This is a genomic window from Pseudomonas sp. NFX224, assembly GCF_048565165.1.
Lineage (GTDB): Bacteria > Pseudomonadota > Gammaproteobacteria > Pseudomonadales > Pseudomonadaceae > Aquipseudomonas.
Genome location: NZ_CP183416.1, coordinates 3,609,021 through 3,624,346, shown reverse-complemented (window position 1 = coordinate 3,624,346; position 15,326 = coordinate 3,609,021). Strand labels below are relative to the sequence as shown.

At 58.6% G+C, this 15,326-nt stretch carries 13 protein-coding genes; 11 read left to right on the top strand and 2 right to left on the bottom strand.

Annotation, left to right across the window (positions count from 1 at the left end; genetic code table 11):
* The first annotated feature begins 69 nt into the window (after window positions 1–69).
* From ACNYC6_RS16330 to ACNYC6_RS16280, 11 genes are all read left to right on the top strand, one after another.
* Window positions 70–2,868: an LPS-assembly protein LptD gene (locus tag ACNYC6_RS16330; RefSeq protein WP_419708309.1), complete on the top strand. Its 2,799-nt coding sequence runs from the start codon at window positions 70–72 to the stop codon at window positions 2,866–2,868.
* On the top strand, window positions 2,849–4,165 hold the full coding sequence (gene surA / locus ACNYC6_RS16325) for a peptidylprolyl isomerase SurA (protein WP_419708308.1): 1,317 nt from the start codon (window positions 2,849–2,851) through the stop codon (window positions 4,163–4,165). The genes ACNYC6_RS16330 and surA overlap by 20 nt, the downstream gene beginning before the upstream one ends.
* Window positions 4,162–5,151 (top strand): 4-hydroxythreonine-4-phosphate dehydrogenase PdxA, encoded by a 990-nt coding sequence (gene pdxA, locus ACNYC6_RS16320; protein WP_419708307.1) that lies wholly within the window; start codon window positions 4,162–4,164, stop codon window positions 5,149–5,151. Before surA ends, pdxA begins: the two co-directional genes overlap by 4 nt.
* Entirely contained in the window at window positions 5,148–5,966 is an 819-nt protein-coding gene (gene rsmA / locus ACNYC6_RS16315) for a 16S rRNA (adenine(1518)-N(6)/adenine(1519)-N(6))-dimethyltransferase RsmA (protein ID WP_419708306.1), read from the top strand. The genes pdxA and rsmA overlap by 4 nt, the downstream gene beginning before the upstream one ends.
* 123 nt (window positions 5,967–6,089) lie before the next feature.
* Window positions 6,090–6,470 (top strand): Co2+/Mg2+ efflux protein ApaG, encoded by a 381-nt coding sequence (apaG, locus tag ACNYC6_RS16310; RefSeq protein WP_419708305.1) that lies wholly within the window; start codon window positions 6,090–6,092, stop codon window positions 6,468–6,470.
* The gene (locus ACNYC6_RS16305; RefSeq protein WP_419708304.1) at window positions 6,470–7,354 is read left to right on the top strand and encodes a symmetrical bis(5'-nucleosyl)-tetraphosphatase; all 885 of its coding nucleotides are present in this window, start codon (window positions 6,470–6,472) and stop codon (window positions 7,352–7,354) included. The genes apaG and ACNYC6_RS16305 overlap by 1 nt, the downstream gene beginning before the upstream one ends.
* Before the next feature lie 33 nt (window positions 7,355–7,387).
* Window positions 7,388–7,717: a thiosulfate sulfurtransferase GlpE gene (glpE, locus tag ACNYC6_RS16300; RefSeq protein WP_419708303.1), complete on the top strand. Its 330-nt coding sequence runs from the start codon at window positions 7,388–7,390 to the stop codon at window positions 7,715–7,717.
* 297 nt (window positions 7,718–8,014) lie between these two features.
* Window positions 8,015–9,937: a PrkA family serine protein kinase gene (locus tag ACNYC6_RS16295; RefSeq protein WP_045059965.1), complete on the top strand. Its 1,923-nt coding sequence runs from the start codon at window positions 8,015–8,017 to the stop codon at window positions 9,935–9,937.
* 201 nt (window positions 9,938–10,138) lie between these two features.
* On the top strand, window positions 10,139–11,410 hold the full coding sequence (locus ACNYC6_RS16290; protein WP_419708302.1) for a YeaH/YhbH family protein: 1,272 nt from the start codon (window positions 10,139–10,141) through the stop codon (window positions 11,408–11,410).
* Window positions 11,407–12,969, top strand: a complete 1,563-nt coding sequence (locus tag ACNYC6_RS16285; RefSeq protein ID WP_419708301.1) for a SpoVR family protein — start codon at window positions 11,407–11,409, stop codon at window positions 12,967–12,969. Before ACNYC6_RS16290 ends, ACNYC6_RS16285 begins: the two co-directional genes overlap by 4 nt.
* A 63-nt stretch (window positions 12,970–13,032) precedes the next feature.
* Window positions 13,033–14,262 (top strand): multifunctional CCA addition/repair protein, encoded by a 1,230-nt coding sequence (locus ACNYC6_RS16280; RefSeq protein ID WP_419708300.1) that lies wholly within the window; start codon window positions 13,033–13,035, stop codon window positions 14,260–14,262.
* A 129-nt stretch (window positions 14,263–14,391) separates the two neighbouring features.
* On the opposite strand, the gene folK is transcribed toward ACNYC6_RS16280, so the two are convergent.
* Entirely contained in the window at window positions 14,392–14,910 is a 519-nt protein-coding gene (gene folK, locus ACNYC6_RS16275; protein ID WP_419708299.1) for a 2-amino-4-hydroxy-6-hydroxymethyldihydropteridine diphosphokinase, read from the bottom strand.
* The gene (gene folB, locus ACNYC6_RS16270) at window positions 14,901–15,257 is read right to left on the bottom strand and encodes a dihydroneopterin aldolase (RefSeq protein ID WP_419708298.1); all 357 of its coding nucleotides are present in this window, start codon (window positions 15,255–15,257) and stop codon (window positions 14,901–14,903) included. Before folB ends, folK begins: the two co-directional genes overlap by 10 nt.
* Window positions 15,258–15,326 lie beyond the last annotated feature (69 nt).

The following is a 15,326-nucleotide window of genomic DNA, read 5'->3' as shown; positions in this document are numbered from 1 at the left end:
TTCAGACCATCGAGAGGCGTGCGGCCCACACCGCGGGCAGATGGCACGCAGGAAGCCCGGACTAATAAGATGGCATTGAAATCCCCCGCGTTTCGTAAAAAATTTCCGTTGTTGGTAACCGGCAGTCTGCTGGCCTTGCAACCTCTAGCCACTTCCTTCGTGGTCGCTGCGGAACAGTATGACTGCTCAGTCTCTGCTTCGGGTGCCTGGGATTGTGCGCCGAAGGCGCCGGCGGCTGCATTGCCTCCGCGTCCCGTCCATGACGGCAGCGCAGTTTCCGCAACCGGCGAAACACCGGCCGAGGAAGGCTCCAGCGAAGACACCGGCGCCAAGACTGTGCTGGTAACCGAGTCCAAGGGCCGCGGCCTGAAGTCGCGTAGCGAAGACTACAGCCACCTCGACTGGGTTCCCCGCGAGCAGCTCACTGCAGCGCAACTGGCCGAAACCGGTCCTTATTGCTCTGGTTCCTATATCGAACCGACTCGTCCTGGCATGAATGACAAGACGAGTAAAAGTGACGCGCCTACCTTTATCGGCGCCAAGGCCTCCCGCTATAAGCAGGATGAGCAAGTCGCCACCCTGGCCGGTGACGTGGTCATGCGCCAGGGCAGCATGCAGGTCGAAGCCGACGAAGCCAATCTTTACCAGGCCGAGAGCCGTGGTGAGCTGAGCGGCAACGTACGCATTCGCGACAACGGCGCGCTGATCGTGGGCGATCACGCCGACGTGCAGCTCGATACCGGTGAAGCCAAGGTCGACAACGCCGAATACGTGATGCACAAATCCCGTATCCGCGGCAACGCGCTGTACGCCAAGCGTGCCGAGAACGCCATCATCCGTCTCAAGGATGGTACGTACACCACGTGCGAACCGAACAGCAACGCCTGGCAGCTCAAGGGTAATAACATCACCCTGAACCCGGCCACCGGCTTCGGTACCGCGACCAACGTGACATTGCGGGTCAAGGACATTCCAGTCCTGTACACGCCGTACATCTATTTCCCGATCGATGACCGTCGCCAGTCCGGTTTCCTGCCGCCGACCATCGGCAGCGGCAGCGATACAGGCTTCCTGCTGGTCACGCCGTACTACTTCAACCTGGCACCGAACTACGATGCCACGTTGTATCCACGGTATATGAGCGATCGCGGTCTATTGATGGAAGGCGAATTCCGTTACCTGACCAAGTCAAGCGAAGGCCAGTTCGGTGCTGCGTACCTGAACGACGAGAACGACGATCGCAAGCTGCAGACCGATTACGAAAAAACCCGCTACATGTACAACTGGCAGCACAAGGGTGGTCTTGATTCGCGCGTCCTGACCCAGGTCGACTACACCAAGATCAGCGATCCTTATTATTTCCAGGATCTGCAGACTGACCAGATTGGCGTGAAAAGTGCTGACTACGTTAACCAGCAGGGTTCCGTCACCTATCGCGGCGACAGCTACACCGCTCGCGTGAATGCCCAGGCTTATCAGCTGGCGACTGTATCGAACATCACGCCGTATGACCGGTTGCCACAGATCACCTTCAACGGTGCGCTCCCGGAACATCCCGGCGGTCTGAATTTCAGCTATGACACTGAGCTCGTGCGATTTGACCGGGACCTGAAAAACGGCAACTTCAGTGACGAAGATGGCAATGTAGCTCCACGATTGGATACCAACGTTGCAGGTCTTGCTCGCGCCAACGGTGATCGCCTGAACCTTGCACCAGCGATGAGCCTGCCGATGCAGGCGTCTTATGGCTACATCACTCCGAAGCTCAAGTATCAGTACACGCAGTACCAACTTGATCTGGACAGTATCGGTAAAAGCCAGGTTGCCGCACAGACCGCAGAACAGGACCGACTCAACGGCACGTTCGACAGCAACCAGAATCGTGGTGTGCCGATTGCCAGCATCGACAGTGGCCTGTATTTCGACCGTAACACCCAATGGTTCGGCAAAAACTATCGCCAGACCCTTGAGCCTCGCCTGTTCTACCTCTACGTACCAGAGAAGGACCAGGAAGATATTCCGGTATTCGACACCAGCGAATACACCTTCAACTATGCCTCTCTGTTCCGTGACAACCGTTTCTCCGGTTCCGACCGTGTCGGCGACGAGAACAAACTGTCGCTGGGCGTAACCAACCGCTGGATTGAAGACGACGGGTTCGAGCGTCAACGCGTTAGCGTCGGCCAGGCGTTTTACTTCAAGGACCGCAAAGTCCAGCTGCCAGGCATCGATGCCCGCACTCGCGAAGACTCGCAATCGAGCGTTTCGCCGTACGCGCTGGAATACGAATACCGTTGGAACCGCGACTGGCGCACCACCGCCGATTACAACTGGGACCCGGACAGCCGCAGCCCTCGCTCGGGCAGTGCGATGTTCCACTACCAGCCCGAAGACAACCCGAACAAAGTCATCAACGCAGGCTATCGCTATCGCAATGACCAGGTTCGCTACGATCAGAACAGCGGTACATGGTCGGTGGGTGGCGGTGACTACGGCACCCCAGGCCAGCCTGGCTACGTGAAGGACTACTACAAGATCCAACAGCACGACTTCTCGGTCATCTGGCCGGTCGTGCCGCAATGGAATGCCATCAGCCGCTGGCAGTATGACTACAACCGCAACCGTACCCTGGAAGCCTTCGGTGGTTTCGAGTACGACAACTGCTGCTGGAAACTGCGCCTGATCAACCGTTACTGGGTCGACTATGACGAAACCAGTCAAGACGCTCCGCAAAACGAAAAAGGCGACCATGGCGTCTTCCTCCAAATTGTTCTGAAGGGACTCGGCGGCCTCACCGGCGCCAAGGTAGAGAGTTTCCTCGACAAAGGCATTCAAGGTTATCGTGAACGTGAAGACCAAGCTTTCTGATTGTCTGCGCCCGCTGTTGCTGGGCGCGCTGTTCCTGGGTACCGCGGCCAACGCCGCGGTACAGTCCATCGATAAAGTGGTGGCCATCGTCGACAACGACGTGGTCATGCAGAGCCAACTGGACCAACGCGTTCATGAAGTTCAGCAAACCATCGCCAAGCGCGGCTCTGCCGTGCCGCCGGCCAGCGTGCTGGAGCAACAGGTGCTTGAGCGCCTGATCGTCGAAAACCTGCAACTGCAGATCGGCGAACGTTCCGGCATCCGCATCACCGATGAAGAACTGAACCAGGCTGTCGGCACCATCGCCCAGCGCAACAACATGACGGTCGATCAATTCCGTGCTGCCCTGACTCACGACGGCCTGTCTTATGACGACGCCCGCGACCAGATCCGTCGCGAAATGGTCATCAGCCGTGTGCGTCAGCGCCGCGTGGCCGAACGCATCCAGGTCTCCGAGCAGGAAGTGAAGAACTTCCTCGCTTCCGACCTTGGCAAGATGCAGCTGTCCGAAGAGTTCCGTCTGGCCAACATCCTGATTCCTACCCCGGAAAGCGCCAACTCCGACGCGATTCAGAACGCAGCCAAACAGGCCGACGAGGTTTACCAGCAGCTCAAGCAAGGCGCTGACTTCGGTCAGCTGGCCATCGCCAAATCCGCCAGCGAAACCGCACTGGAAGGCGGCGACATGGGCTGGCGTAAAGCCGCTCAGTTGCCACCTCCGTTCGACCGCCTGTTGAGCACCATGACGGTTGGCGACATCACCCAGCCAATGCGCACGCCGGGCGGCTTCATCATCCTGAAGATCACTGACAAGCGTGGCGGTGGAGCACAGGTGCGTGACGAAGTGCACGTACGTCACATCCTGGTCAAACCGAGCCCGATCCGCGACGAAGCAAAGACCAAGGCCCTGGCTGAATCGATCTACGCCCGTATCGAAGCTGGCGAAGATTTCGGCGAACTGGCAAAAAGCTTCTCGGAAGACCCGGGCTCAGCCCTCAACGGCGGCGACTTGAACTGGATCGACCCGAACGCACTGGTTCCGGAGTTCCGCGAAGTGATGACCAAGACCCCACAAGGTCAACTGTCCAAGCCATTCCAAACCCAATACGGCTGGCACGTTCTGGAAGTTCTCGGTCGTCGCGCCACTGACAGCACCGAACAGGCCCGTGAGCAGCAAGCCATGACCGTACTGCGTAACCGCAAATACGACGAAGAGCTGCAAACCTGGCTGCGTCAGATCCGTGACGAAGCATACGTAGAAATCAAACTCCCTGGCGCCGACCAGGCAGCGCAGTGAAACCCAAACGTTTCGCGCTGACACCCGGCGAACCGGCCGGCATAGGTCCCGACCTGTGCCTGCTGCTCGCCTCACAAGCCCAGCCACACCCTCTGATTGCCATTACCAGCCGCGACCTGCTCCTTGAGCGGGCCGCGCAGTTGGGCGTGGCTGTCGACTTGCTGCCGATCACACCGGACAGTTGGCCGGACGTACCCGCGCCAGCCAACAGCCTGTATGTCTGGGATACGCCACTCAACGCCAGGGTCGTCGCCGGGCAACTGGACAAGGCCAACGCGGCTTTTGTCCTGGAAACCCTGACTCGCGCTGGCCAAGGTTGTCTGGATGGGCATTTCGCCGGGATGATCACCGCGCCCGTGCACAAGGGCGTGATCAACGAATCCGGGATCGCCTTTTCCGGGCACACGGAATTCCTCGCCGACCTGACCCATACCGCACAAGTGGTGATGATGCTGGCCACGCGTGGCCTGCGCGTGGCGCTGGTCACCACCCACCTGCCGCTTCGCGAGATCGCCGACGCGATTACGCCGGAGCGTCTGGAACGGGTTACCCGAATCCTGCATGCCGACCTGCAAGAAAAATTCGGCATCGCCCAGCCACGTATTCTGGTGTGCGGGCTCAACCCCCATGCCGGTGAAGGCGGACACCTGGGCCATGAAGAAATCGATATCATCGAACCCACATTAGAGCGCCTGCGCGGCGAAGGCATGGACCTGCGTGGCCCCCTGCCCGCCGACACTCTGTTTACCCCCAAATATCTGGAGCACTGCGACGCAGTGCTGGCGATGTACCACGACCAGGGCCTGCCTGTGCTGAAATACAAAGGCTTCGGCGCAGCAGTCAACGTGACGCTCGGCTTGCCGATCATCCGCACTTCGGTCGACCACGGCACCGCCCTGGATCTGGCCGGCAGCGGCAAGATCGACACCGGCAGCCTGCAAGTCGCCCTGGAAACCGCCTACCAGATGGCCGAGACCCGTTTATGACCGAGCAATACCAACACAAGGCGCGCAAACGCTTTGGCCAAAATTTCCTGCACGATGCCGGCGTTATCGACCGCATCCTGCGCTCCATCCATGCAAAAGCTGAAGATCGCCTGCTGGAAATCGGCCCGGGCCAGGGTGCGCTCACCCAAGGCCTGCTGAGCAGCGGCGCGCAACTCGATGTGGTGGAACTGGACAAGGACCTGATCCCGATCCTCAACCAGCAGTTTGCCGGCAAGAGCAATTTCAACCTGCATCAGGGTGATGCGCTGAAATTCGACTTCAATAGTCTTAATGCAGCCCCCGGCAGTCTGCGCGTGGTCGGCAACCTGCCGTACAACATCTCCACGCCGCTGATTTTCCACCTGCTGCATAACTCCCACCTGATTCGCGACATGCACTTCATGCTGCAAAAGGAAGTGGTCGAGCGTCTGGCGGCAGGACCTGGCGGTGGTGACTGGGGCCGGTTGTCGATCATGGTTCAGTATCACTGCCGGGTTGAGCATCTGTTCAACGTCGGTCCGGGTGCGTTCAATCCGCCACCGAAAGTCGATTCGGCCATCGTGCGCCTGGTACCTCACGCCGTACTGCCGCACCCCGCCAAAGACCACAAACTGCTGGAACGCGTTGTGCGCGAAGCCTTCAACCAGCGTCGCAAAACCCTGCGCAACACCCTCAAGTTGCTGCTGAGCAACGCTGAAATCGAAGCCGCCGGCGTCGATGGCGGCCTGCGTCCCGAGCAACTCGACCTGGCTGCCTTCGTGCGCCTGGCTGACAAACTCAGCGAACAATCCCTACAGAAGCCAGCGGACGCCTGACAGAACTGAAGCGTGATCGGGTAGGACACCAGCGCCCATGTCTGGTTTACTACCCGGTACTTGGCCTAGACTGATCCCAATCAGCTACGCCCCGCGTCCCGCTTCGTTTTTAAGGCCTCTTGCATGTCCGATCCTCGTTATCAGGTCGACGTCAGCGTCGTCACCCGCTATCTGGCAGAACAATCGCAACCCGAACACGATCGCTTTGCCTTCGCCTACACCATCACCGTGCAAAACAATGGCCTGATACCGGCCAAACTGTTGTCACGGCACTGGGTGATCACCGATGGCGACGGACATGTCGAAGAGGTTCGCGGTGCAGGCGTCGTGGGCCAGCAGCCGTTGATCGACGCGGGCAAGAGCCACACCTACAGCAGCGGTACGGTCATGACCACCAAGGTCGGCACCATGCAAGGCACTTATCAGATGATTGCCGACGACGGTAAGCATTTCGACGCCATCATTGCGCCATTCCGCCTGGCAGTGCCCGGAGCTTTGCACTGATGGCGACGTACGCCGTCGGCGATTTGCAGGGCTGCCTGGAAGCGCTGCAATGCCTGCTCAAGCAAGTCGCGTTCGATCCGGCAAAGGATCGTTTGTGGCTGGTCGGCGACCTGGTCAACCGTGGCCCGCAATCGCTCGACACCCTGCGCTTTCTCTATAGCATCCGCGAATCGCTGGTTTGCGTACTCGGCAACCACGACCTGCATTTGCTGGCCGCCGGGAAAAACATCGAACGCCTGAAGAAGGCGGACACGCTGCGCGAGATAATCGAAGCCCCCGATTGCGCCGAGCTGCTGGAGTGGCTGCGTCAGCAAAAACTCCTGCACTACGACGAGCAACGCAACGTTGCGCTGGTGCATGCCGGCATTCCGCCGCAATGGTCGCTGCGCAAAGCCCTGAAGTACGCTGGCGAAGTCGAAACCGCCCTGCGCGACGACAACCTTCTTGCGCCCTACCTCGACGGTATGTACGGCAACGACCCGGCGAAATGGGACAGCGACCTCAAAGGCGTGACACGCCTGCGAGTCATCACCAACTACTTCACCCGGATGCGTTTCTGTACCGCCGAAGGCAAGCTCGACCTCAAGAGCAAGGAAGGTCTGGGTACCGCACCGGCAGGCTACAAGCCCTGGTTCCAGCACAAGGAACGCAAGACCAAGGACCTGAAGATCATCTTCGGTCATTGGGCCGCGCTGGAAGGCAACGTCGACGAACCCGGCATCTCGGCGCTCGACACTGGCTGTGTCTGGGGCGGTGCCCTGACGCTGTTGAATGTCGACACCTTTGAGCGCCTGTCCTGCAAATGCGACGAGCACGGCCATGTGGCGACGCCGCCGCTCACCTCACAAACTTCCCAACCATCGTCAGTCGGCGCCCCGCGCTAAACTGCCCATTCAGCCGAGCCACAGGAGCCCGCCATGAGCGAATTCAAACGCATTCCCCCGGAACAGGCCCATACCCTGCGCGAACAAGGCGCAGTGGTGGTCGATGTTCGTGATCCCGCCACTTTCGCTGCCCTGCACATCTCAGGCTCGAAGCATCTGGACAATCATTCCCTGCACGCTTTCATCCAGGGTGCCGACCTTGATGCACCGACTGTCGTGGTCTGCTACCACGGCAATTCCAGCCAGGGCGCTGCCGCCTACCTGATCAGCCAGGGCTTCTCTGACGTCTACAGCATGGATGGCGGATTTGAGCTGTGGCGTACGACGTATCCTTCAGAAACAGCGCAAGGCACCTCTGAATAATTTTTTTGTAACACGCAAGCCCCCGGCTCCCGCGGGCTAGCGCGGTGGCAGACGAACGGTCTGCCACAACTAATTACGTATCTCGCCTTTACCTCCCGAATTCCCAACTATCCTTAAGCGCAGGCCATCCAAAACAGGGGAGAGCCGGTACACCGGCGCGCGGATCATCGGGAGTAGCTTTCGCAGTAGTCAGCCGCGAAAGATTTCTGGGGGGTAAACAGCGACTGCCTGTTCGGTTGCTGCCAGCATCGACTGAGTGATCCGGCGTCGGCTCCACGTATCGAGCGAGGTGACGTCATGAGTATCTTTAGCCACTTCCAACAACGTTTCGAGTCCACACGCCAGGAAGAACTCTCGCTGCAAGAGTATCTGGAACTGTGCAAACAGGACCGTAGCGCCTACGTTTCCGCCGCCGAGCGTCTGCTCCTGGCCATCGGTGAACCGGAGCTGCTCGACACCTCGACCAATTCGAGACTGTCGCGAATCTTCTCCAACAAGGTGATCCGCCGCTATCCGGCCTTTGAAGACTTCCACGGGATGGAAGAATGCATCGACCAGATCGTTTCGTATTTCCGCCATGCCGCTCAGGGTCTGGAAGAGAAGAAGCAGATCCTCTATCTGCTCGGTCCCGTCGGTGGCGGTAAATCGTCCCTGGCCGAGAAGCTGAAACAGCTGATCGAGAAAGTACCCTTCTACGCGATCAAGGGCTCGCCGGTATTCGAGTCGCCCCTGGGTCTGTTCAACGCCACCGAAGATGGCGCGATCCTCGAGGAAGACTTCGGCATTCCACGGCGTTACCTCAACACCATCATGTCGCCATGGGCCACCAAGCGCCTGGCCGAATTCGGCGGCGATATCAGCCAGTTCCGCGTGGTGAAACTGTACCCGTCGATTCTCAACCAGATCGCCGTGGCCAAAACCGAGCCGGGAGATGAAAACAACCAGGACATCTCGGCACTGGTGGGCAAGGTCGATATCCGCAAACTGGAAGAGTTCCCGCAGAACGATGCCGACGCCTACAGCTATTCGGGCGCACTGTGCCGGGCCAACCAGGGCCTGATGGAATTCGTCGAAATGTTCAAGGCGCCGATCAAGGTGCTGCACCCATTACTGACCGCCACCCAGGAAGGTAACTACAACAGTACCGAAGGCCTGGGCGCGATTCCGTTCACCGGGATCCTGCTCGCCCACTCCAACGAATCGGAATGGCATACCTTCCGCAACAACAAGAACAACGAAGCGTTCATCGACCGGATCTACATCGTCAAAGTGCCGTACTGCCTGCGGGTCAGCGACGAAGTGAAGATCTACGACAAACTGCTGTTCAACAGCTCGCTCGCCAAGGCCCATTGCGCGCCCGACACCTTGAAGATGCTGGCGCAGTTCACTGTGCTTTCGCGCCTGAAGGAGCCGGAAAACTCCAACATCTATTCCAAGATGCGCGTGTATGACGGCGAGAACCTGAAGGACACCGATCCGAAAGCCAAGTCGATCCAGGAATACCGCGACAACGCCGGTGTCGACGAAGGCATGAACGGTCTTTCGACCCGCTTCGCGTTCAAGATCCTGTCGAAAGTCTTCAACTTCGATCCGCACGAAATCGCCGCCAACCCGGTGCATCTGCTCTACGTGCTGGAACAACAGATCGAACAGGAACAGTTCCAGGCCGAGACCCGCGAACGCTACCTGCGCTTCCTCAAGGAGTACCTGGCACCGCGTTATATCGAATTCATCGGCAAGGAAATCCAGACTGCCTACCTCGAGTCTTACAGCGAGTACGGCCAGAACATCTTCGATCGCTACGTGCTGTACGCCGACTTCTGGATCCAGGATCAGGAATACCGCGATCCGGAAACCGGCGAGATCCTCAACCGCGTGGCACTGAACGAGGAACTGGAGAAAATCGAAAAACCGGCCGGCATCAGCAATCCGAAGGATTTCCGCAACGAAATCGTCAACTTCGTACTGCGCGCCCGGGCCAACAATAACGGCAAGAACCCGACCTGGCTCAGCTACGAAAAACTGCGGGTGGTCATCGAGAAGAAAATGTTCTCCAACACCGAGGACCTGCTGCCGGTCATCAGCTTCAATGCCAAGGCCAGCAAAGAAGACCAGCAGAAACACAACGACTTCGTCACACGGATGGTCGAACGGGGCTACACCGACAAACAGGTACGACTGCTGTCCGAGTGGTACCTGCGGGTCAGAAAATCACAATAACCCGCTGCCGGCCAGACCGGTTGTCGTCAGCCCGAGGCCTGTCTACGGATTTTCTGTTACACAGGCCTCTGGAGGTGTTCGAAAGTCGGTAGCGAGATTCAGGTCGCGTCTACAGCGCTTGGGGGAGCCTGTACCCCTTGGCACTCTGTTGACTACTGCTTGAACGCTCGCCCCTTTCAGGACAGCTTCTAAGGAGCAGTCATGAGCTATGTGATCGACCGACGTCTCAATGGCAAGAACAAGAGCACGGTGAACCGCCAGCGGTTTCTGCGGCGTTACCGTGATCACATCAAGAAGGCTGTCGAAGAGGCGGTCAGTCGGCGCTCCATTACCGATATGGAGCACGGCGAGCAAATCAGCATTCCCGGTCGCGACATCGACGAGCCGGTGCTTCACCATGGTCGCGGCGGCAAACAGACGGTGGTTCACCCCGGCAACAAGGAATTCACCAGCGGCGAGCACATTGCCCGCCCACCGGGAGGTGGCGGTGGCAGAGGGCCTGGCAAGGCCGGTAACTCGGGCGAAGGGATGGACGAGTTCGTCTTCCAGATCACCCAGGAAGAATTCCTCGAGTTCATGTTCGAGGACCTTGAACTGCCGAACCTGGTCAAGCGCAACCTGACCGGCACCGACACCTTCAAGACCGTGCGTGCAGGGATCAGCAACGAGGGCAACCCGTCGCGGATCAACATCATCCGCACCCTGCGTTCAGCCCATGCGCGACGAATCGCCCTGTCCGGCAGCAGCCGGGCGAAATTGCGCGAAGCAAAGGAAGAACTTCTGCGATTGAGGCAGGAAGAACCAGATAACTTCGGCGATATCCAGGCCCTCGAAGCAGAAATCGAAAAACTCAGCGCGCGTATTCATCGCGTACCGTTTCTCGACACCTTTGACCTCAAGTACAACCTGTTGATCAAGCAACCCAACCCCAGTTCAAAAGCGGTGATGTTCTGCCTGATGGACGTGTCCGGCTCCATGACCCAGGCGACCAAGGATGTCGCCAAGCGCTTCTTTATCCTGCTGTACCTGTTTCTCAAGCGTAACTACGACAAGATTGACGTTGTGTTCATCCGTCACCACACCAGTGCCCGTGAAGTGGATGAGGAGGAGTTTTTCTACTCCCGTGAAACCGGCGGCACCATCGTCTCCAGCGCCCTGAAGCTGATGCAGGAGATCATGGCCGAGCGCTACCCGGCCAACGAATGGAACATCTACGCCGCCCAGGCCTCCGACGGCGACAACTGGAACGACGACTCGCCCATCTGCCGCGACATCCTGATCAACCAGATCATGCCGTTCGTGCAGTACTACACTTACGTTGAGATAACCCCACGCGAACATCAGGCCCTGTGGTTCGAGTACGAACGCATCGCCGAAGCCTTTTCTGACACTTTTGCCCAGCAACAACTGGTCTCGGCCGGTGATATCTATCCGGTCTTCCGTGAACTCTTCCAGCGCAGGTTAGTGACATGACCGCCAAAGAGCAGAAGCGCCAACCCATATCCACCGGCTCCGAATGGACGTTCGAGCTGATCCAGGCCTACGACCGCGAAATCAGCCGTATTGCGGCGGGCTACGCGCTCGATACCTACCCTAACCAGATCGAAGTGATCACCGCCGAACAGATGATGGACGCCTACGCTTCCGTCGGCATGCCGCTGGGATACCACCACTGGTCCTACGGAAAACACTTCCTCAGCACTGAAAAATCCTACACCCGCGGCCAGATGGGGCTGGCCTACGAGATCGTGATCAACTCCGACCCGTGCATCGCCTACCTGATGGAAGAGAACACCATCTGCATGCAGGCGCTGGTCGTGGCGCATGCCTGCTATGGCCATAACAGCTTTTTCAAAGGTAATTACCTGTTCCGTACGTGGACTGACGCCAGTTCAATCATCGATTACCTGGTGTTCGCCAAGCAGTACATCATGCAGTGCGAAGAGCGCCACGGCATCGACGCGGTCGAGGATCTTCTCGACTCCTGCCATGCCCTGATGAATTACGGCGTCGACCGCTACAAACGCCCTTATCCGATTTCCGCCGAAGAAGAACGTCGCCGGCAAAAGGACCGGGAAGAGCACCTGCAGAAACAGATCAACGACCTGTGGCGCACAATTCCAAAAGGCGCGGACAAATACAGCGACAAGGACAACGCACGCTTCCCTGCCGAGCCGCAGGAAAACATTCTGTATTTCATCGAAAAACACGCGCCACTGCTGGAGCCTTGGCAGCGGGAAATCGTGCGGATCGTGCGCAAAATCGCCCAGTATTTCTACCCTCAACGACAGACTCAAGTGATGAACGAGGGCTGGGCCACGTTCTGGCACTACACCCTGATGAACGACCTGTACGACGAAGGCCTGGTCACCGACGGCTTCATGATGGAGTTCCTGACGTCCCACACCAGCGTGGTATTCCAGCCCGGTTTCGACAGCCCCTACTACAGCGGCATCAACCCGTATGCACTGGGTTTTGCCATGTACCGCGACATCCGCCGAATGTGCGAAGAGCCTACGGAAGAAGATCGCCGCTGGTTCCCTGACATTGCCGGTACCGACTGGCTGGCAGCCATCAAGTTCGCCATGAGTAGCTTCAAGGATGAGAGCTTCATCCTGCAGTACCTGTCACCGAAGGTGATCCGCGACCTCAAGCTGTTCAGCATTCTCGATGACGATCAAAAGGACGACCTGCTGGTCCCGGCGATTCACGATGAGGGCGGCTACCGGATCATCCGTGAAACCCTGGCCGCCCAGTACAACCTGGGCAACCGCGAACCCAACGTGCAGATCTACAGCATCGACCGCCGCGGCGACCGTTCGCTGACCCTGCGCCACCAGCAACATGACCGCAAACCACTGGGAGAGTCCACCGAGGAAGTGCTCAAGCATCTGCATCGTCTCTGGGGCTTCGACATTCATCTGGAAACCCTGCAAGGGGATCAAGTGATGAAAACCCACCATGTTCCGCCCAGAAACGAACACAGCGAAGGCGATTACGGCCGGCTGGACCTGGCCGTCATCCATCTTTGATTCTGTTTGCGCCTCCGAAAGCCCGACGCAACGGTTATCCTGTCGAGCTAACGGAGGTTTTTTATGCGGATTTATAAAGTTGGCGGTGCGGTGCGTGATCGCCTGCTGGGCATCCCGGTCACCGACGTCGATCGCGTCGTGGTCGGCGCCACTACCGAAGAGATGCTTGCCAAGGGATATCGCCCGGTAGGCGCGGATTTCCCGGTTTTCCTTCATCCAAAAACCGGTGAGGAATATGCCCTCGCCCGAACCGAACGCAAAAGCGGGCGCGGGTATGGCGGATTTACGTTCCACGCCAGCCCTGAAGTGACCCTCGAAGAAGACCTGATCCGCCGCGACCTGACGATCAATGCCATGGCCGAGGATGATCAAAAGAACCTGACCGACCCCTACCACGGCCAGCGCGACCTTGAAGCCCGCATTCTCCGCCACGTATCCCCCGCGTTTGCCGAAGATCCCCTCAGAGTCCTGCGCGTTGCGCGCTTTGCCGCTCGGTATGCAGCGCTCGGTTTCACCGTTGCCCCCGAAACGCTGGAACTGATGCGTCAACTCAGTGAGTCCGGCGAACTGGAAGCGTTGACGGCGGAGCGGAGCTGGAAAGAGATCTCCCGCGCCCTGATGGAAAACCAGCCTCAGGTATTCATTGAAGTGCTGCGCGCTTGCGGCGCACTCAAGGTGCTGATGCCAGAGATCGATGCACTGTTCGGCGTGCCACAACCGGAGGCCCACCATCCGGAAATCGATACTGGCGTACACACCCTGAGCGTGCTGGAACAAGCTGCCCTGCACAAACAACCGCTGACCGTGCGCTGGGCCTGTCTGCTGCACGACCTGGGCAAGGGGCTGACACCGAAAGAAGAGTGGCCTCGACACATTGCCCACGAGTTCAAGGGACTCAAGCTGATCAAGGCGGTCAACGCACGCTTCAAGGCCCCGAGGGACTGTCAGGAGCTGGCATTGTTGGTGGGCGAATATCACACACACGGCCATCGTGCGCGGGAACTGAAGCCGTCGACCTTGCTGGAGTTGCTGCAAAGCTTCGACGTTTACCGTCGGCCGCAACGATTCGAAGAATTCATCGCGGCGTGCGAAATGGACGGGCGCGGGCGCAAAGGTTTGGAGGAGCGAAATTATCCACAGGCGGATTATTTGCGCGGCGCGGCAACTGCGGCCCGCAGCGTCGCGATTCAGCCATTGCTGGAGAAGGGATTCAAGGGACCGGAGTTGGGTGAGGCGATCAAGCGTGAACGGCTTAAAGCGTTGAAGGCTTACAAAGAGGCGGCGCCTGACTGAAAAGCATCACGGGCAAGCCCTAATGCCGAGGATTAACCTGCGGCGAGGGAACTTGCTCCCTCGCCACAGGTTCAGTGTCTCGGCTTAACTGATCGTCATTAGGGCTTGCCCGCGATGGCGTCATGACAGTCACAACATATTCGGGGGCGTCAGCTGCTCACCGCGCCATTCGAATGCCACCGGCGCCAGTACCTGATCAATCTTGGATTCTGCCCACAACGTGGCGAAACTTTTACCTACACCGGGATGCACCCGATCCGGCGCAATCAGCGACAACGGCCACAGCACAAAGGCATTTTTCAGAATTTCCGCCCGCGGCAGGATCAAACCATCGAAGTTGCCCACCAGATCACCAAACAACAACACGTCGATGTCCAGCGGCAAACCCTTGCGGTCCGGTGCGTAGCGACCATTGTCGGCCTCGATGAATTTGAACCGGCGATCCAGCTCCACCAGCGGCAGATCCGTATAGGCCGATACCACGAAATTGAAGAACGGCCCGCTCTTGATCCCCACCGGTTGGCTTTCGAAGACCGGCGAGCAACGGATATCCACCAGGAAACCCGCCAAGGCATCCAGGCCGGCCTGCAAATGGGTTTCGCGCTCGATATTGCTACCGAGCCCGAGATACACGTAAGTCAGCGACATCCGCGCTCGATCTCCACACCCACGCCACCGCTAGCGGCAGGAACCGCACCGGGCTTGGTCAGCTTGAGGCGCATCCAGGTGATCTTGAATTCGCTCATCAGCACTTCAACCAGACGCTCGGCGAAGGTTTCGACCAGCTGGAACTGCGCCTGCTCGGCAAAGGCCTGGATGCGCGACGAAACACTCGCGTAATCGAGGGCCAGGGTCAGGTCGTCACCGGCGGCTGCCGGACGATTGTCCCAGGCGAAACTCAGATCAAGACGCAAGCACTGTCGGATGCCTCGCTCCCAGTCGTAGGCACCGATCACGGTGTCGACTTCCAGGCCCTCGATAAACACTCTGTCCAAGCACTTCTCTCCGCTACACGACAAGGGCGCATTGCGCCGTTAGAATCAGGGCGTCCTCGCCCGGAATAG

Coding starts and splice junctions, on each gene's coding strand:
- glpE (WP_419708303.1), top strand. CDS start 7,388: ATGAGCGAATTCAAACGCATTCCCCCGGAACAGGCCCATACCCTGCGC.
- folK (WP_419708299.1), bottom strand. CDS start 14,910: ATGTCGCTGACTTACGTGTATCTCGGGCTCGGTAGCAATATCGAGCGC.
- ACNYC6_RS16305 (WP_419708304.1), top strand. CDS start 6,470: ATGGCGACGTACGCCGTCGGCGATTTGCAGGGCTGCCTGGAAGCGCTG.
- ACNYC6_RS16280 (WP_419708300.1), top strand. CDS start 13,033: ATGCGGATTTATAAAGTTGGCGGTGCGGTGCGTGATCGCCTGCTGGGC.
- ACNYC6_RS16290 (WP_419708302.1), top strand. CDS start 10,139: ATGAGCTATGTGATCGACCGACGTCTCAATGGCAAGAACAAGAGCACG.
- ACNYC6_RS16285 (WP_419708301.1), top strand. CDS start 11,407: ATGACCGCCAAAGAGCAGAAGCGCCAACCCATATCCACCGGCTCCGAA.
- ACNYC6_RS16295 (WP_045059965.1), top strand. CDS start 8,015: ATGAGTATCTTTAGCCACTTCCAACAACGTTTCGAGTCCACACGCCAG.
- ACNYC6_RS16330 (WP_419708309.1), top strand. CDS start 70: ATGGCATTGAAATCCCCCGCGTTTCGTAAAAAATTTCCGTTGTTGGTA.
- rsmA (WP_419708306.1), top strand. CDS start 5,148: ATGACCGAGCAATACCAACACAAGGCGCGCAAACGCTTTGGCCAAAAT.
- apaG (WP_419708305.1), top strand. CDS start 6,090: ATGTCCGATCCTCGTTATCAGGTCGACGTCAGCGTCGTCACCCGCTAT.